20 protein-coding genes and 1 tRNA gene are annotated in these 17,616 nt (G+C 58.9%); 12 read left to right on the forward strand and 9 right to left on the reverse strand.

Annotation, left to right across the window (positions count from 1 at the left end):
- Positions 1-112: 112 nt before the first annotated feature.
- The 3 genes from ACXX83_RS03215 (at position 113) to ACXX83_RS03225 (ending at position 2,103) form a co-directional block, all read left to right on the forward strand.
- Positions 113-391 carry an Ogr/Delta-like zinc finger protein gene (locus ACXX83_RS03215; RefSeq protein WP_458547544.1) on the forward strand — a complete coding sequence of 93 codons (279 nt, stop codon included), beginning with the start codon at positions 113-115 and terminating at the stop codon, positions 389-391.
- A gap of 2 nt (positions 392-393) precedes the next feature.
- Entirely contained in the window at positions 394-756 is a 363-nt protein-coding gene (locus ACXX83_RS03220; protein ID WP_015093875.1) for a hypothetical protein, read from the forward strand.
- Positions 757-888: 132 nt separating this feature from the next.
- Positions 889-2,103 carry a class I SAM-dependent methyltransferase gene (locus tag ACXX83_RS03225; protein ID WP_458547546.1) on the forward strand — a complete coding sequence of 405 codons (1,215 nt, stop codon included), beginning with the start codon at positions 889-891 and terminating at the stop codon, positions 2,101-2,103.
- On the opposite strand, the gene ACXX83_RS03230 is transcribed toward ACXX83_RS03225, so the two are convergent.
- Positions 2,094-3,068 carry a DMT family transporter gene (locus tag ACXX83_RS03230; protein WP_458547548.1) on the reverse strand — a complete coding sequence of 325 codons (975 nt, stop codon included), beginning with the start codon at positions 3,066-3,068 and terminating at the stop codon, positions 2,094-2,096. The genes ACXX83_RS03225 and ACXX83_RS03230 overlap by 10 nt on opposite strands.
- A 295-nt stretch (positions 3,069-3,363) precedes the next feature.
- Here ACXX83_RS03230 and ACXX83_RS03235 point away from each other — a divergent pair, with 295 nt between their 5' ends.
- The 3 genes from ACXX83_RS03235 to ACXX83_RS03245 all read left to right on the forward strand — a co-directional run bounded on the left by ACXX83_RS03235 (position 3,364) and on the right by ACXX83_RS03245 (position 4,774).
- Positions 3,364-3,945, forward strand: a complete 582-nt coding sequence (locus ACXX83_RS03235; RefSeq protein ID WP_015093878.1) for a DJ-1/PfpI family protein — start codon at positions 3,364-3,366, stop codon at positions 3,943-3,945.
- A 14-nt stretch (positions 3,946-3,959) separates the two neighbouring features.
- Complete coding sequence (locus ACXX83_RS03240; protein ID WP_015093879.1) at positions 3,960-4,265, forward strand: ribbon-helix-helix domain-containing protein; 306 nt, start codon at positions 3,960-3,962, stop codon at positions 4,263-4,265.
- Between the two features lie 164 nt (positions 4,266-4,429).
- Positions 4,430-4,774 (forward strand): YegP family protein, encoded by a 345-nt coding sequence (locus ACXX83_RS03245; RefSeq protein WP_217837443.1) that lies wholly within the window; start codon positions 4,430-4,432, stop codon positions 4,772-4,774.
- A gap of 133 nt (positions 4,775-4,907) precedes the next feature.
- On the opposite strand, the gene ACXX83_RS03250 is transcribed toward ACXX83_RS03245, so the two are convergent.
- Entirely contained in the window at positions 4,908-5,795 is an 888-nt protein-coding gene (locus ACXX83_RS03250; RefSeq protein ID WP_458547549.1) for a dihydrodipicolinate synthase family protein, read from the reverse strand.
- A gap of 29 nt (positions 5,796-5,824) precedes the next feature.
- Positions 5,825-6,607 (reverse strand): aldolase, encoded by a 783-nt coding sequence (locus tag ACXX83_RS03255; protein WP_458547550.1) that lies wholly within the window; start codon positions 6,605-6,607, stop codon positions 5,825-5,827.
- Between the two features lie 159 nt (positions 6,608-6,766).
- On the opposite strand from ACXX83_RS03255, the gene ACXX83_RS03260 reads away from it, so the two are divergent.
- On the forward strand, positions 6,767-7,309 hold the full coding sequence (locus ACXX83_RS03260) for a helix-turn-helix domain-containing protein (RefSeq protein ID WP_217837446.1): 543 nt from the start codon (positions 6,767-6,769) through the stop codon (positions 7,307-7,309).
- Between the two features lie 109 nt (positions 7,310-7,418).
- Here ACXX83_RS03260 and ACXX83_RS03265 read toward each other — a convergent pair whose 3' ends face one another.
- Entirely contained in the window at positions 7,419-8,438 is a 1,020-nt protein-coding gene (locus ACXX83_RS03265; protein WP_458547552.1) for a DUF4917 family protein, read from the reverse strand.
- A gap of 259 nt (positions 8,439-8,697) precedes the next feature.
- On the opposite strand from ACXX83_RS03265, the gene ACXX83_RS03270 reads away from it, so the two are divergent.
- The 5 genes from ACXX83_RS03270 to tam all read left to right on the forward strand — a co-directional run bounded on the left by ACXX83_RS03270 (position 8,698) and on the right by tam (position 12,597).
- Positions 8,698-9,336, forward strand: coding sequence for a LysE family translocator (locus tag ACXX83_RS03270; RefSeq protein ID WP_217837448.1), 639 nt, complete (start codon positions 8,698-8,700; stop codon positions 9,334-9,336).
- A 79-nt stretch (positions 9,337-9,415) separates the two neighbouring features.
- Positions 9,416-10,768, forward strand: a complete 1,353-nt coding sequence (locus ACXX83_RS03275) for a sensor domain-containing protein (protein ID WP_217837449.1) — start codon at positions 9,416-9,418, stop codon at positions 10,766-10,768.
- 118 nt (positions 10,769-10,886) lie between these two features.
- A complete protein-coding gene (locus tag ACXX83_RS03280; RefSeq protein ID WP_007976786.1) occupies positions 10,887-11,045 on the forward strand; it encodes a KGG domain-containing protein in 159 nt (52 codons plus the stop codon).
- A gap of 73 nt (positions 11,046-11,118) precedes the next feature.
- The gene (locus tag ACXX83_RS03285) at positions 11,119-11,622 is read left to right on the forward strand and encodes a DUF4142 domain-containing protein (protein ID WP_458547554.1); all 504 of its coding nucleotides are present in this window, start codon (positions 11,119-11,121) and stop codon (positions 11,620-11,622) included.
- A 204-nt stretch (positions 11,623-11,826) separates the two neighbouring features.
- A complete protein-coding gene (gene tam, locus ACXX83_RS03290) occupies positions 11,827-12,597 on the forward strand; it encodes a trans-aconitate 2-methyltransferase (protein WP_458547555.1) in 771 nt (256 codons plus the stop codon).
- Positions 12,598-12,888: 291 nt separating this feature from the next.
- Here the strand turns inward: tam and ACXX83_RS03295 are convergent, their stop codons facing one another.
- From ACXX83_RS03295 to ACXX83_RS03315, 5 genes are all read right to left on the reverse strand, one after another.
- Entirely contained in the window at positions 12,889-13,617 is a 729-nt protein-coding gene (locus ACXX83_RS03295) for a class I SAM-dependent methyltransferase (RefSeq protein ID WP_458547556.1), read from the reverse strand.
- A 175-nt stretch (positions 13,618-13,792) separates the two neighbouring features.
- Positions 13,793-14,062, reverse strand: a complete 270-nt coding sequence (locus tag ACXX83_RS03300) for a short-chain dehydrogenase (RefSeq protein ID WP_102699017.1) — start codon at positions 14,060-14,062, stop codon at positions 13,793-13,795.
- 435 nt (positions 14,063-14,497) lie between these two features.
- Positions 14,498-16,018, reverse strand: coding sequence for a Fic family protein (locus ACXX83_RS03305; protein ID WP_458547558.1), 1,521 nt, complete (start codon positions 16,016-16,018; stop codon positions 14,498-14,500).
- Between the two features lie 363 nt (positions 16,019-16,381).
- A tRNA-Gly gene (locus ACXX83_RS03310) sits at positions 16,382-16,455 on the reverse strand.
- A 180-nt stretch (positions 16,456-16,635) separates the two neighbouring features.
- Positions 16,636-17,520 carry an alpha/beta fold hydrolase gene (locus tag ACXX83_RS03315; protein WP_458547559.1) on the reverse strand — a complete coding sequence of 295 codons (885 nt, stop codon included), beginning with the start codon at positions 17,518-17,520 and terminating at the stop codon, positions 16,636-16,638.
- Positions 17,521-17,616 lie beyond the last annotated feature (96 nt).

Genomic DNA, 17,616 nt, shown 5'->3' on the forward strand with positions numbered 1-17,616 from the left:
TCCTTATGCCTGGCAGACACTGTTCGCAAGCCCGGAGCGCCGCGATGAACGCCTCAAGCAGTATTGCGTTTGATCAGGTTGATTGCCACCCAATGACCCTCGGGATTCAAGCATGAGTACTTATAAAATGGTGTGCCCGCACTGCTTGAGCCGGATGCGCATCCGCACCAGCGAAGGCCGGCATATTTTCCTGCGGGTGGCGTATCTGCAATGCACGTCGGAAGCTTGCGGTTGGTCCGTGCGTGCCGAATTTGAAATGACCCATGAGCTTTCGCCCAGTGGCATGCCCAATCCGGCCGTACGCCTGCCTTGCGCCGGACCCGATTTGCGTCGTGCCTCCCGGCCTGTTGCCGTCAGTCCTGACACGTCAGAAGCGCCACAGGAGACTTGAGCATGAAGGTTACCGATGAAAATGCAGGTCTGAATGAGGAGTTATTGGCTATTGCCCAGGCGTTTCTGGGGCGTCATGAAAGTGAAGGGGGGATCGATGATCAAGTCCTGTTCTGTCGCGCGGTAAAGCATCTGCAGAGTATGGATGTACCGATGTTCCTGGCCGAAAGGCTGGTTAGCCGTGCCTATGGCTTACTCAAGTCGTGCAATGATCGTCGGCGCCTGGACATCGATGCAAGTTCCGAAACGGTCGCCGTGGTGACCGACCCTGCCAATGGCCTGACCTGGGCAGTGCCAGTGGGACTGATTGTCAAACACATCATTAATTCACCGAACAATCGCAAGCTTCGTCTGGTGGAACCCTGAGGCTTCAACGCTTGTATCGAGGTCCTGGGCTGCGTGACTGGGACCTGCCATAAAATAACCCCGTGCCCAAAGTCCTCGTCCCCCTTAAAATACCGGCATTCTCCGATTTGCATCGCCTGAGGCCGTTTTTCCATGTCCGTCACCGCCACTCCCGCCAGCCTCGCGCCGGATCATCACACCCAGTTCATCGAACTGCTGCAAGCCAGCCTCGAGCACAATGCGTTCATCAAACTGGTGCTGGCCAAGTACGCGGGCGATGAAACGGACCTGCAGCGGATCATCATCAAGCCGGTGACGGTCAAGGCGCAGCCTTGCCTGTCTTTCGTCTATCGCTACAAGACCCGCGATATCACCAAGAACCTGGCGCTGGCCGAAGGCGTGGCGAGCATTGCCGGGTTGCTGCCGGCGTCGTTCAAAAATGCGCATTTGTTGTCGTTGACCGACGAAGCCCAGCTCGAATACAGCAAAAAGGGCAAGTCATCGCTGTTCAAGAGCAAACCTCAACAATTGCGCGAAGTGCCATCGGCCGAGCACAACCGTGAAAAAAACCGTTTTCTTGACCTGAGCCGGCCGTTTCTCGCCGACCTGGGGGTGACCAACAAGCAGCATGAACTTATCCCGGCGATGTCGCGCAAGTGGAAGCAGATCAACAAGTTCATCGAAGTGTTCAGCCATGCACTGACCTCGTCACCCCTGGCGCTGGACAAACCGGTGCGTGTGGCAGACTTCGGTTCGGGCAAGGGGTACCTGACCTTCGCCATCCACGATTACCTGCGAAACACCTTGAAAGCTGAAGGCGAAGTGACCGGTGTCGAGCTGCGTGAAGACATGGTCACCCTGTGCAACACCGCGGCCGCCAGGCTTGAGCACCCCGGCCTGGTGTTCAAGTGCGGAGACGTGCGCAGCGTGGCACCGAGCGAGCTGGACGTGATGATCGCCCTGCATGCCTGCGATATCGCCACCGACTATGCGATCCACACCGGTATCCGTTCCGGCGCGTCGATCATCATGTGCTCGCCTTGCTGCCACAAACAGATCCGCCTGCAAATCCAGAGCCCGGCGCTGCTCAAGCCGATGCTGCAATACGGCTTGCACCTGGGCCAGCAGGCGGAGATGGTCACCGACAGTTTGCGCGCGTTGTTCCTTGAGGCCTGCGGCTACGAGACCAAGGTGTTCGAGTTCATCTCGCTGGACCACACCAACAAGAACAAGATGATCCTGGCGGTCAAGCGCGCCGAACCGGTGGAACCGGCCCAGCTATTGGCGAAGATTCAAGAGCTGAAGGATTTCTACCACATCAGCGAGCATTGTCTGGAAACGTTGCTGCGCGCTGACGGCTACCTCTGATTCTGTGGGAGCGGGCTTGCTCGCGAAGGCGTTGGGTCAGTCGATATTGGTGTTGAATGTGGAGCGGTATTCGCGAGCAAGCCCGCTCCCACACTGGGTTTGATTGCGGTCTTGCGGCCCAGCATCACCGTCACAATGACCCCACCGGCAAACAGCCAGGTGATCGGCTCCACATGTTCACCGAAGAACAGCGCCGAGAAGGCGATGGTGAAGAAGATCTGCAACAACTGAATCTGGCTGACCCGGGCAATGCCGCCCATGGCCAGCCCGGCGTACCAGGCGAAGAAGCCGATGAACTGCGAAAACAGCGAGACATAACCGAAGGCCCACCAGGTCCTGGCGGAAATCCCGCCCTGGTGTTGCAGCGCCAGATACACCACCGGGCCGATCAACAGCGGCGTCGACAGTACCAGCGCCCAGCAGATCACCTGCCAGCCGCCCATCTCCCTGGCCAGTCGGCCTCCCTCGGCGTAGCCCAGTCCGCCCACGGCAATGGCGCCAAGCATCAGCAGGTCACCGGCCTGAATGCTGCCGGCACCGCTGATCAGTGCATAACCGAGTACCAGCGCACTGCCCAATGCGGCGCAGGCCCAGAACGCTTTCGAAGGCCGTTCGTGGGAAAGCCACGCGGCGTACAGCGCCACGCACAGCGGCTGCAAACCATTGACCAGCGCGCCGTGGGACGCCGGCAAGGTTTGCATGGCCCAGGCCGACAACACCGGGAAACCGAGAATCACCCCGGCCATCACCAGCGTCAGGCCTTTGACCTGTTTCCAGGTCGGCCATTTTTCCCTGTGCCACAGTAACAGCACCGCCGCCGGAACCGCCGCAAACAATGCCCGGCCCAGGCCGTTGAGCAGCGGGTGGAGTTCCTGCACGACGATCCGCGTGAAGGGCAGGGTGAGGCTGAAGATCACAACGCCGAGCAGGCCCAGGGCCATGCCGGTGTTTTCGCGCGAGGACATGATGGCAACCAGAATCGTGGGTGATGGGGTAAGGCTCCATATAGCCATAAACCATGGGTTGTCCGCTGTTACAGCTAGGCACAGACTTATCCGTACAGTTTGCGGGCCTCTTCGCGAGCAAGTCGGATCGCCGCACCGCCGCTCCCACATTGGAATGCGTTCCCCCTGTGGGAGCGGGCTTGCTCGCGAAGAACGATAACGCGGTCCATCAGGTAGTAGCCGGTTGTTACCCGCCTTGCCCGATAAGGACTACCTTGAATACTCCTGCACGCCCACTTCCAGAGGAGTCCTCCCCATGGCTGCGAAAAAAATTCTGATGCTGGTTGGTGATTACGTCGAAGACTATGAGGTGATGGTGCCGTTCCAGGCGCTGCTGATGGTCGGTCACACGGTGCACGCCGTTTGCCCGGACAAGTCTGCGGGCCAGACCGTGCGCACGGCGATCCATGACTTTGAAGGCGACCAGACCTACAGTGAAAAGCCCGGTCACCTGTTTGCCCTCAACTTCGATTTCGCCAAGGTCAACGCCGCCGATTATGACGCCGTGCTGATTCCGGGTGGCCGTGCGCCGGAGTATCTGCGCCTGAACGAAAAGGTCCTGGAGCTGGTGCGCGCATTCGACAAGGCCGGCAAGCCGATCGCCGCCGTGTGCCATGGCGCGCAGTTGCTGGCGGCAGCGGGTATTCTCGAAGGCCGTGAATGCAGCGCTTATCCGGCCTGCGCTCCGGAAGTGCGCCTGGCGGGCGGTACGTATATCGACATCCCGGTGACGGACGGCCATGTTCAGGGCAATCTGGCCACGGCGCCGGCCTGGCCTGCGCACCCGAACTGGCTGGCCGGTTTTCTGGGGTTGCTGGGTACCAAAATCACGCTGTAACGAGGGACATGTCCATGTGCGAGCTGTACGTCAAAGCCGACCCGATTCTTTACGAATCGCGCTCCCGCTCGCTGCGCATCTGCGGGGTGGTCACCACCCTGCGGCTGGAAAATCAGTTTTGGGACATCCTCAGCGAAATCGCCGAGGTCGACGGCATGACCACCAACCAGTTGATCGCCAAGCTGTATGAAGAGGTGATGGACTATCGCGGCGAGGTGGTCAATTTCGCTTCGTTCCTGCGGGTCAGTTGTACGCGGTACTTGAGCCAGCGGCGGACGCAGGCGCCGGAGTTGTCGGTGGTGCGGGCAGTGGCGAAGTAGTCAAAACTGCGTCGCCCCCTTCGCGGGCAAGCCCGCTCCCACAGGGATTACGCTGATCCTGTGGGAGCGGGCTTGCTCGCGAAGGGGCCGGTACAGGCGACAGAAACACCTGGCTGGTCTTTACTGTGAAGCGCACAACCTCTCAATCGCCAAGGAGAAACAGCATGTCCGGATGGTATGAAGTGAGCAAAAGCAGCAATGGCCAGTTCAGGTTCGTCCTCAAGGCGGCCAACGCCGAGACCATTCTGACCAGCGAGCTGTACACCACCCACGCCGCCGCCGACAAAGGCATCGCCTCGGTCCAGGCCAACAGCCCGCTGGATGAGCGCTACGAGAAGAAAACCACCAAGGATGGCCATCCGTATTTCAACCTCAAGGCCGGCAATCACGAAATCATCGGCAGCAGCGAGACCTATTCCTCCGCTGCCGCCATGGAGAAAGGCATCGCCAGCGTGAAGGCCAACGGCCCGAGCAAGGTGGTCAAGGACAAGACGCTACCGGTGTTATGAACTCGACACATATCCTTGTGGGAGCGGGCTTGCTCGCGAAGAGGTCGTCACATTCAGCATATGTGTTGAATGTTCCACCGCCTTCGCGAGCAAGCCCGCTCCCACATTTTTTGGTTTTGTGTGTGGCTGGAGATCAGCGCAGGGTTTTCAACAGCCCTTGCAACTGAGCGCAACCCGCCTCACTCAACGGAAACACCGGCAGCCGCGGCTCCCCCACCTCCAGACCTGTCGCCCGCAAACCCGCCTTGATCGTCGCCGGCAAGCCACCCTTGAGGATGAAATCCAGTAGCGGCAACTGGCGGTAGAACAGCTCCCGGGCCTTGACCAAGTCGTTGGCCAGCACTGCATCATACAAATCAAGGTTGAGTTGCGGGATCAGGTTCGGCGCAGCGGTGCACCAGCCTTTCGCGCCAGCGGCAAAGGCCTCCAGGGCCAGCGGATTGCAGCCGTTGTAGAACGGCACCTGGCCGTCGCCGAGACGTTGCAGTTGATGCATGCGCTGGATGTCGCCGGTACTCTCTTTGACCATGGTCACGTTTTCCACGGCCTTGACGATACGCAGGATCAGGTCCACCGACATGTCGGTGCCGCTGGTGGCCGGGTTGTTGTAGAGCATGATCGGCACGCCGATGCTGTCGCCGATGGCGCGGTAATGGGCGAGGATTTCCGCTTCACTGAGCTTCCAGTAGGACGCGGGCAGCACCATCACCACATCGGCACCATGGGCTTCGGCGAAGCGCGCGCGACGCACCGCTTTGGCGGTGGTCAGGTCGGACACGCTGACAACGGTCGGCACGCGTTTGGCCACGTGCTTGATACTGAATTCGCTGACCTGATCCCACTCCGCGTCGCTCAGGTAGGCACCTTCACCGGTGCTGCCCAGCGGGGCGATAGCGTGCACGCCGCCCTCGATCAGGCGGTCGATGGAGCGCCCGAGGGCGTCCAGGTCAACGCCTTCGCCATGGACGGTGAAAGGGGTGATGGTGTAGCCGATGATGCCGTGAATGTTGGCGGTGGACATGGTGTCTCTCCGTTCAAAAAGGTCTGGGGTCAGTTCAGGCAATCGGCGTGTTGGCGCAGGCTCTGCCGGGCGTAGTAGTTGAAAGCGGCGGCGTGACGTTTCGGCCGGGCAATCCAGTCATGGGCTTCACGGCCCAGCGCAGGGATGATCGGCTTGATGGTCCCGGCACTCATCGCCAACAGTTGCAGCTTCGCGGCACGTTCGATCAGTTGCGCGATGACACAGGCTTCCTCGATGGTGTTGCCGGTGGACAATTGGCCGTGGTGCGAAAGCAGGATCGCCCGTTTGTCGCCCAACGCCCCGGCAATCAACTCGCCTTCCTCGTTGCCCACCGGCACACCTGGCCAGCCTTCGAGAAACGCACAGTCTTCATAGAGCGGGCAGATGTCCATGTGGGAAATCTGCAACGGTACTTCCAGCATCGACAAGGCTGCAACGTGGGTCGGATGGGTGTGGATGATGCAGTTCACATCCGGACGGGCGCGGTATACCCAACTGTGAAAACGATTGGCCGGGTTGGGCATGCCGTGGCCTTCCAGCACCTCCAGGTCTTCGTTGACCAGCAGCAGGTTGCCTGCGGTGATTTCGTCGAAACCCAGGCCCAGTTGTTGAGTGTAGTAAGTGCCGGGCTGTGGGCCACGGGCGGTGATTTGCCCGGCAAGGCCGGAATCGTGACCGTGCTCGAACAGGATGCGGCAGGTCAGGGCCAGCTTTTGCCGGGCGGTCCACGTATTATCCGCCAGGGTATTTTGCATTTGGCTCAGAGCGTGCTTGACCAGTTGCTCTTTGGGCAGTGCTAATGTCTTGGCCATATCGGTGTCCTTTGGGTGATTCAATGGACGTCGGGTTTGTCGCTCACCGGTTCCTCGCAAAGTCGTCGGTGAGCGCAAATGACACTAAAGAGCCTAAATGACACATTGTGTCATTGGCAAGGACAAATCGTTGCCTCCTTGATGGATTAATCGCTCCACATGTCTATCCGTTTGAAATTACTAAGAAAAAAACTTGGCGTGACATTGGAAGCGCTGGCCGAACAATCCGGCATGACCAAGAGTTACCTGTCGAAAGTCGAGCGCGGGTTGAACACGCCATCGATTGCGGCGGCGTTGAAACTGGCCAAGGCGCTGAACGTGAAGGTCGAGGAGTTGTTCTCTGAAGACAACGCCGGCCTCGACAGCTACAGCCTGGTGCGCAGCCACGAGCGGCAACCTTTGGGGGCCAGCGGCAACAATCCGGGTTACGCGGTGCTGGCCCATCAGGTCAGTGAACGCAGCCTGCTGCCGTTCATCATTTACCCGCCGGCGGAGTTCACCGACAAAACCTTCAAGGAGCATCTGGGCGAGGAGTTTCTGTTCGTCCACGAAGGGCGGGTGGAAGTGGACTTCATGCACGAGCGCGTGCTGCTCGATCGTGGCGATGCGCTGCACTTCAATGCGCAAAAACCGCACCGGATTCGTTCGGTGGGTGAGGTACAGGCGCAGTTGCTGGTGGTGGTGCACAGCACCGAGGAATGAGTTGACTGCAAAAGCTTCGCGAGCAAGCCCGCTCCCACATGGGATTTGTGAACGACACAGATCCCATGTGGGAGCGGGCTTGCTCGCGAAAGCGTCAGATCGGCCAGTACTAAACTTCGACTGGAACCGATAACTTGGGGCCACCCAACGCATGGCTCTTGGAATCAAAAAACCGCAACTCAACCCCCGTCCCCTCAAACACCTTCGCGTAATGCCGCTTCTGGTGCTGGATGAAGGCCTTGCTGCGCGGGTAAATCGAGATCGCCAGCACCTGCGGTTTCGCCAGGCGCAAGGCGTGGATGATGTGGCTGTCCTGCTCCCCCAGCGCATGGCCGAAGATGCACAGCGCCTGGCCGTGACCGAGCAATTGCTCGTAGCAGAACGACAGATAGTCCGAACTGCGAATGGTCTTGAGCTTGTCCGCACTCGGCCCTTCGTTGACGAACAGCGGCACGTCGTCGAGGGTCTTGATCGTGTTGTTGATGGCGAAGTTGCCCAGCAACGTGCCCTCGGTCGACATCAGCTTGCGCGCCGTGCCGTCCTGGTTGCGCACCAGGTGCAGACCGCCGTGCAGGTACAGCAAACGGGTTTTGTCGGTGGCCGTGTCGCTCAGGTCGAAAGCGGGTTCGGCACCCTGGAACAGATCGGTGATCGCCTCGGGCCGGTGTTGCACCGCCCAGTAGTTGATCAGGTCGTAATTGGTGGTGAACACCGTGCGGTAGCTGGCCAGTTCCTGATTGATGGTCGCCAGCGTCGAAGGCACCACCAACCGCCACGGGATATGCACCGCATGCACGGTGTTGATCAGCGCTTCCTTGATCGCGTAATAGCGATTGCGCGGGGCGGCGGAGCTGACTGCCAGGGCCTTGTTGACCCGGCTGGTGGTTTTCAGCGCGCTCAGTACCTGCTCGAAACTGCGGGTCTGCATCGCGTCGAACACGCTCAGCTCGGACGGGCTAAGGGGTTTTTCTTCAACGGTGCGGGCATTTTCGAACAGCGACTCGTAGCCGAAATCGTCCCAAACCGCGCGACTGGCACCGTTGCCCACCAGCAAACCACTGAACGAAGCGGTGCTGCGCAAGGCGTTCCAGTCTTCAAGTTGGGCATCGACATCCTGGAAATCGGTCATTGCGGTCTTCGTCTCACGGCAAAAGGTCTTAGGGCGGCGACTTTATCACGACCGGCTGCCCGACCACGGCACGACGCGGGCGAAGAACGTTATGCTGCGACTTCGCCCGAGCCGACTTCGCCGAGTACCCGTTGCTGCAAAAAAAGCCTGATCCGCCGTCTCGATGCGGGGATGAAGTTCTTCGACGATCTGTAAGTCGATGTTGCGGGACCTGATATAGACTGGCCACCATTTACCCAGCAGTACAAAAGGACGCCGCATGACCCCATCGCTACTAATGGCCGTGCTTGCCTCGGGATTTATCTACGGCATCACCCCGGGACCGGGCGTGCTGGCGGTGTTCGGCATTGGCGCGGCCCATGGGCGACGGGCCGGGGCGGGGTTTCTGTGCGGGCATTTGCTCGGCGATGTGATCTGGTGCGGCACGGCGTTGATCGCGATTGTCGGTGCGCGGGAGATCGGCAGTACCGCGTTCGACGTGCTGGGTGTGCTTAGCGGCCTGTACCTGTTCTGGCTCGGCTGGCGTGCGGTGCGCGCCCGGCGCAGCAATGGCGATGCGCCACAGGGTCCGGCGCGGCAGCCGTTCTGGCATGGCATTCTGTTCGGCCTGACCAATCCCAAGGCTTATCCGGTGGCGGTGGCGACATTCACGGCGCTGTTGTCGAGCCGCGCGGAACTGCTCAACTGGTCAATGCTGCCAGCACTGATCGGCCTGAGCTTTGTCGGTGGATTGCTCGCCTACGCTATCCTCATCGGCATCGTTGGGGCTCGGCGGGTGCGCACTTTGTATCAACGTCATGAACTGGCGATCACCCGGTTGTGCGGGGTAATGTTCATCGGCTTTGCCATCAACGCGCTGGTCCATGCGTTGCCGGGGCTGATGCCGAACAAGGCTTGAATGTGATCACAAGGAAGCAAGGCCGACCGGGCAGGGATGATTGATGAGCGCTGCATTATCGGGACACCCACGCTGAACCATGGAAAACCGTAATTCCGCGCCGTTGGCGAGCTATATCGATCTGTTGCTGGACGCCGTTTGTGCAGTGGACAAGCAGGGCCGCTTCGTCTTTGTCAGTGCGGCGTGCGAGCGCATTTTCGGCTACAGCGCCGATGAAATGATCGGTCAATTGATGATCGACATGGTGCACCCCGCAGATCGCTTGCGTACCCTCGATGCCGCCCGGGAAATCATGGGCGGCGAGCCCAAGCTCAACTTCGAAAACCGCTACCTGCGCAAGGATGGCCGTGTGGTGCACATCCTCTGGTCGGCACGTTGGTCCGAGGTCGACCAGTTGCGCATTGCCGTGGCGCGCGACATCACCGAACGCAAGCAGGCCGAATCCCGGCAGGCCGCGTTGTATGCGATATCCGAAGCGGCCCACGCGGCGGAGGATCTGCTGGCGTTGTTCAGGCGCATCCACATGATCATCGGCGAGTGGCTGCCTGCGCTGAATTTTTCCGTGGCGCTGTACGACGAGCACTGTGCGCAGCTCAATTTCCCTTATCACGTCGATGACCAGGAGCCACAACCCGAACTGCCCGGGACCATGACCGGGCGGGTGTGCACCGAAGTGATCCGCACGGGGCAGCCGATCCTTTTGACCCCGAACCCGAACCCGTGCACGCCGTCTGCCGGCTTCGAAGCGCTGATGACCGGGCAGAACGCACCCTGCTGGCTGGGTGTGCCGCTGAACTCGCAGAACGGCACCATCGGCGCGTTGATCGTCAAAAGCGTTCCGGGCGGCGAGCGCTACACCGAGCAAGACAAGGAATTGCTGCAGTACGTCTGCGCCCAGGTCGCGACGGCCATCGAGCGCAAGCAGTTGCACGCCCGCCTGCAACATTTGGCCCAGTACGACCAACTGACCCAGCTACCCAACCGTGAACTGTTGCGCGACCGCCTCAAGGCGTCACTGCAATTGGCCCGTATGGACGGCGGGCGCATGGCCCTGTTGTACGTCGACCTCGACCGCTTCAAGCAAGTCAATGACACCCATGGCCATGCGGTCGGTGACATGCTGCTGCAAGCGGTGGCCAACCGGCTCAAGGGCTGTGTGCGGGAAACCGACACCGTGGCCCGCATTGGCGGCGATGAATTCGTGGTGTTGCTGCACCGCATTCATGCCGCAGACGATACCGACATCGTGGTCGGAAAAATCCGTCAGGTCCTGGCCCGGCCCCTGCGTCTGGACGGGCACAACCTGAGCATCCATCCAAGCATCGGCGTCGCCCGATACCCCGAACACGGCACTGAAGAGAAGCAGTTATTCCGGTATGCCGACGAGGCGATGTACTGCGCCAAACGTGAGCATCACCTGCGAATGGTCTGATAGTCCGTACACCGTTCGTCGTGCGATCCACGCATTTTTCTAAACCTTTTGCGACGCGCAAATTCAGATTCTATGCGGGCGCCAGCTCGCCGCGACTATCACCAAGAGGAAGAGAATCATGCCTAATTCAAGAAACTCGAACTCGGGAAATTTCGCCAACGATCGAACGAAGGCGTCTGAAGCCGGTCGCAAGGGTGGGAAAACCACCACGACGACTGTCGATAAAGAACCTGCGAAACCCGACATGGGCCGCAAACCCGGACAGAAATCCAAGTAATGGATGCAGGTGGTTTTGATTGAGAAGCGGGGGCGCAAGCTCCCGTTTGAATTTGAAAAAGGAGGGCGCGACCATGAAACGGATGGCCACCCGATTATGTAATGCCGGTATTGCCACATTACTGGGCTTGTTTGCCAGCAACGCCTTCGCCCAGTCACCTGCCGAATTCATCGACGATGCGTCGGCCCAGGGCATGGCGGACATCGAGGCCAGTCGCCTGGCACACCAGAAGTCCGAGTCCAAAGAGGTCAAGGACTACACCATCGTCGTCATCAACGACCGCACCACGGCGAACCAGCACCTGGCGAAAATCGCCAGACAACTGGATTTGCCGGTAGCACCGCGCGAAGAAATCGTCGAAAAGGCCAAAGCCCTGATGCCACAAGTCATGGACGGGGCAACCTTCGATGAGGCCTATACGGCCAGCCAGGTGAAGACCACGCAGCAAGCCATCGAACGGTTGCAGCAGGAAGCGCAGACCACCGACGTGCCGCAAATCAAGGCGTTCGCCGAAGAAACCCTGCCAAAATTGCAAAATCATCTGCAAATGGCCAAGGCCCTGCAAGCCAGAAGCTGATCATCAGCAATTATTCAGGTTTTGCTGACCTTTTTCCTGGACGACGGTGCCGTCCAGGTCAATGGTCAGGCCTTCGCCAAGGCTGCGGTAGTGCTTTCTCAGTTTCTCCAGCTCAAACGTGAAAAGGTAGTTTTCTGAAACCTTTGGCGGCGCTCGCCGCGGTATCGTAGCGACCCGAGGACAACGCACCGACAGGAGAACGCAATGAGTTGGTCAGCCAAACAGTACGTCGCTTTTGAAGATGAACGCACCCGTCCCGCCCGAGACCTGCTGGCGGCCATCCCCGCAGGGGATGTGCGTTCGGCCATCGATATCGGTTGTGGCCCCGGTAACTCCACCGAGTTGCTGGTCGAGCGTTTTGCCAACGCCACGGTCCGCGGTCTGGACAGTTCGACCGACATGATCGAGGCCGCACGCAATCGCTTGCCGCAGGTGCAGTTCGACATCGCCGACATCGACACCTGGAACGACGCAGGCCCCTTCGATGTGATTTTCGCCAACGCAGTGTTGCAGTGGCTGCCCGATCACGCGGCGCTGTTTCCTTCACTGGTGAGTAAATTGGCACCGGGTGGCAGCCTGGCGATCCAGATGCCCGACAACCTCAATGAACCTTCGCACCGCTTGATGCGTGAAGTCGCCGCTGATGGTCCTTGGGCCAGCAAACTGGCTGGCGCAGCCGGGCAGCGGACCGAGATGGCCGATGCCAGTGGTTATTACTCGATCCTCAAGGCCTGTTGCTCACGCGTCGATGTGTGGCGCACCACTTACCATCATCCGCTCGCAGGCGGCGCGTCTGGCGTGGTGGAGTGGTTCAAGGGCAGTGGCTTGCGGCCGTTTCTGGAACCGCTGGACGAGGCGGAACGGGCGCAGTATCTGAAGCAATACCAGGCGGCTATCGAGCGGGCGTATCCGGCCTTGGCCGATGGGGCGGTGCTGTTGCCGTTCCCGCGACTGTTTATCGTCGCGACTCGCTGATGCGAAAAAGGGACAGTTGGTGAGCGTCACCTGTCCCTTTTATCGCTTGGAACAATCACGGCAGTTTGTTTTTTTTCGAGCGTCGGGCGCTCAAGTATTCAAAAGCAAACGAGGCAAAGCCGAACAACCCGATCAATGAAATGATCATGATTCCCAACTCTGAATTGTGCATGTCGATCTCGGGGCGATGGATGAGCCGGGAGAATAAGGGATCTGTTTCCGGGCTCAACGCCGCGCTACGGTTTCTTTATTCGCGTGCCGGGATCTATACGCAAAAGATACGCGCGTGGCTCAGCGCTGAACGCCGACCAACATCATCATCGGCCGCTCGCGCTCTTCGGCCAGCGCCGGTTGCGCCGCCACCTCGGCATCGCTCGGCCCCCATTCGTTGACATGGCGAATGCTGAAACCCGCTGCAATCAGCAGGTTGAGCAAGGTGCCAATGGTGCGATGCTGCTTGATCACACCCACGGCCAGCCAGTTGGTCACGCGCTCGCCTTCACGCTGATAACCGTCCACCGGCCAACGCTTGCAGCCCTCGGCATCGATGATCCAGCCAGGATTACGCGGTGCCATGAAGATCGGGTGCTCGATGGAAAACACGAACTGCGAACCGGGCTTGAGCGCCGCGTGCACATTGGCGAACAACCCCGGCAAGTCCTTGATGTAGTGCAACGCCAGGGAGCTGTAGGCCAGGTCGAAACCGCCGGCCGGCAGATCGAGGGCTTCCAGGTCGGCGCGCTCATAACGGATGTTTGATGCAGCGGTGGTTTTGCGAGCCTGCTCCAGCATCTGTTGCGAAACATCCAGACCGAGCACGCTGTCAGCGCCTTGCTCACTGGCCCAACGACAAAACCAGCCGTAACCGCAGCCGAGATCCACCACCTTCAGGCCCTGGATGGGTGGCAGCATGGCCATCAGCGCCGGCCATTCCGGCGCGGCATCGAGACCGCCGATGGAGCGGGCCATCTGGCTGTAGCCCTGGAAGAATTGAGGGTCGTTGTAGATGTTTTGGGTCATGCTCGGGTTGCTCTGTTGAAGTGTTCACATGATAAGTGAAGGCACCTGTGGCGAGGGAGCTTGCTCCCGTTGGGTCGCGAAGCGAGCCCGAACAGGGCCTGCTGCGCAGTCCAACGGGACGGTGCGGCGATCCGACAAGCTCCCTCGCCACAACAGCATGCCGCCCGGTGCAATCTTAGGACGGTTCTGCGTCCATGCGGCGAGCGATCACATCCAGCACATCGCAACCATCGCGCAACGGCACGCAGCAGAGCAATGCGAAGTCGCTCAGCACCACGGTGTCAGAGGTTAGGTCGCCGCGCATTGCAAGATTTTCGAGGAGTTGCGTTACCGCTCGGATGCGGTAACTGGCGGTGCTGAGCAGTGAGTGCAGCGGTTGTGTGGTGTTCACGTACAGCGAGGGGAGGTCGTCGGCGTTGCTGGTTAAAGCCATGAATTCTTTCATGAGTGATTCCTTGAATTGAGGTGAACCACCACTCAGTGTCGCCAAACAAAGGGTGGTAGCTGTACGCAGGTTGGCGAACCGGGACAAGGCAAACCGGCAGACCCAAAGGTCTCCCACGCACAGCCACCATAAACAGGTAGCCAAGTGCGTTCAGAAACGCTCCGAGATGGCTCGGAGGTTTCTATGCTTTGCCATCGAGTCGCCAAACCCGATACGCCATTTGGGCGCGGTCGGACTATAGGGCTCATGACAAAGGCACAGCAATGCGCAAGTGTACGGACAATTCCCTGTGTCGTGTAGGACGTTGCTTTTTAAAGCGTTGTCTTCGTCCATGCCTTTAAAATGGGCCGTTCGCACTGATGATTGCCTCATTTCCACCCACAAAAAACCGGTCACATCGGACCGGTCTTTTTGTGTATTCATATCTCCCGTCACTCAATTCTCAAACGCTGAACGCACCGCGTCCACAACACGCTGCGCCATTCGGTCATCTTCAAGTGGTGGATAGCCTTTCTTCAGCTTCCCGGACACCACCCAGCCGTTCTCCTTGATCGAACGGATGATCCGGTTCGCATCCTGATCCGGCATTTCGAGCACTTCTTTGAGTTGTTCCTGCGCTCGCTGAAAGATCATCAAAACGCGTGCTTCATCCGCCATCTCCGTACGAATCGTGTGCTCGACGACGCGAGCGGTGTACAAGACGTGTTCGGTCAGGTCTGGGTAGCGCCAGGCAAAGCCTGCGTCTTTGTACTCATCGAAGATGAAATTGCTGGGAGTTCCGTCCTCATAGGTCACGAGTTCACTAAATCGATAAGCCGCCGCGTAACGGCGCATAAACGGTCGTGAAAACACCTCGAGCGTACGGTCGTAGCCTGCCCTGAAATCGATCGAACTGGTGATAGTGGCTGACACGGGCAGGATCACGCCGTCGGGCACTGCCTTGTCCCTGATCAAGGTGTCGTTGATCAGGAAGCGATGAATCCGGCCATTGCCGTCACGCATGGGATGGATGTACACGAAGCCGAATGCTAGCACTGCGGCGCGTGCCACTGACTCGGCACCCCGCGTTGCGATCTCGAACTCGTTGAGGCCTTCCAGTAGAGGGGTAAGTTCTTCAAAGTGCGGGGCAATGTAATGCACGATGTCCTCGCGCATTGTGGCCTGACCTACAAATACCGGGGAGCGCCGCAAGCCGAGCCCAATGGCATCTCGCCCCAGAATGCCGGCTTGCAGGGAACGCAGGCTGTCATTGCTTAATGGGGCTTCGATATGGCCGCAGTGCTGGGCAATGACATGCGCAAAACGCTGGATGCGATCAGCCTGGTCGGCCTCTTTTTCGATGAGAAAGCTGGCTCGTGACTCCTTGAACGTCAACCAACTGGCCGTACGCATCAAGATATCGGCACCAAAGGTTCGATCCAACTCCTTCAACGCCGCGCCGAGATCGAATTGCAGAGCCTCTTTGACTGCCGTCGTACGACGAACCAAAGGGCAAAAACCGGGTGTACCGGGCAGGTTGTTTTTGACTCGCCAACGTCGAACTCGTGGTGCTTCACTACGGGTGAGGTAGTCCTGCGCAGAAAGTGCATCGACATAGCCACCGTTGGTTACGTCTGGCACATCCAGACTTTGCCCTGTCAGCCATTCGTAGAGAAACCCTGTGCGGCGAGCATATTGGCCAAAAGGCTCTCGCCGGCACCAGGCTTCGACAGGGTCGGGGCCGGTCTTTGCAAACAAGCGAGCAAAGAATTCGAGATGGATTTCTTCGTACTTGAGGCCGAATTCGAAATGCCCTGAGAAATCGTCGGCAGGCCGGTAGCTCGGGGGATACTGATTCTGCGTATGCCCGCTACTTTCGCGACTGACACGTGTCGTACCAATCGTCGATTCGACGCGCAGTGGCTGTGCCAGAACGATGTCGTACTGGTTTGCGAGTGCCTTTAAACCGACGTGCATTAACGAAATCCTTACTGGGGCGATAAAAACGCTAACGAACAGCTGATTTTACACGAAAACGTTAATCTAACGGAGAGTGAAAAGGCTAACGGTCACCGAAATTCGCTAACAAATCCCCATCATGTGAAAAAAACGCTAACGGGACTTTTATAGTAGTCGCTTCTGCACAGGAGCGCTTTGCGTATGGGGGCGCCAGGTAAGTCTTCTAAACGAAAAAAGTTGCGCAAGGTTCGGATGAGGAGGAGCCCCTATACCAGCGAGTCCCTCCAAATCCCGCCCACAAAAAAACCGGCCACTTGGACCGGTTTTTTCTGTCTCTGCATCCCCCGTCAAAACCACCCTGACGTGAGATCAAAATTCGATTGGAGCGGGTGAAGGGAATCGAACCCTCGTTATCAGCTTGGGAAGCTGGAGTAATGCCATTATACGACACCCGCTCAGAGCGCTGACTTTGTACCAGATACGGCCGGCGATTTGAAGTTTTTCTTTACGTGGGGCGGGTTTAACGCGATTTACCGACAAGGTATGGGGCGCATGACGGTCGATCGCGGGCAAGCCTCGCGCCTGCAGAATACGTTTGATTCAGCAGGGCGGGGCTTGCTCGCGATGACTCTATTTCAGATTGCCAATGCATGGTGGTCCTGGACGTAGTGGTAACGCGGTCGGCTATCGTGCTGGGCCGGTTTCAGGAACCCCATCAGTGCGTTGCGGCTGTCTCGGCAGGCGGCTTTGTGTTCCATGTCGAGAAAGTGGCCGGTGGCCTGAAGGGTCGTGAAGGTGGCGTGTTGCACGTGGTTGGCGAACAACCGTGCGCCCTCGGCGGCGGTGTATTCGTCCCATTCGCCGTTCATGAACAGCACCGGCACGTTGATTTTCTCCGCCGCTTTGAAAAAGCATTGGCGATCGCTGTGCAGCAGGTCGCTGATGTGGAAGTGCATCTGCCCGTATTCATGATCGGCCAGGCTGCTGACGTGCCGATAGTTGAAGCGCTTGAACAGGGTCGGCAGGTGTTTGCCGATGGTGCTGTTCACCAGGTTGCCGACCCGGTCGCCATCCCGGCTGCCGAGGTAATCGACGCCGCGCTCGAGGTAGTCGAGCATGTGCGCGTTGATCTCCGGGGAGAACGAGCTGATCACGGCTTTTTCGATGCGTCGTGGCCGTTGGGCCAAGGCGACCAGGGTCGCCGCGCCACCCCAGGAAAACGACAGCACGTGTTCGGCGGCGAAGTGGTCGATCAGCTCCAGGAGGATCTGCCCTTCGACTTCCTTGGTCAGCAATTTCTCGTGCAGGTTGTGGGCTTTTGACCGGCCTGCATAGGGCTGGTCGTAGCAGACGACGTTGAACTGCGGATGGAGGTTTTTCACGGTTTGTGCAAACGACGCAGTCGTGGCCATCGAGCCGTTGACCAGGATAATGGTCTTCTCTGCGGCGTCTGCGCGATAGAACTCCGTGTAAACCCGATACTGACCCTGTATATCCAACACAGCGATTTCTGGCCTCATGTCATAAGACTCCTGGCAAGCGGGTATGCGCGCAATAGAGATTGCACGAGCTTTGTGACAGGTAGGCATACGCCTGGAATTTGAGAGGCCCATGTC

The sequence above is a fragment of the Pseudomonas sp. GNP012 genome (genome assembly GCF_054343835.1).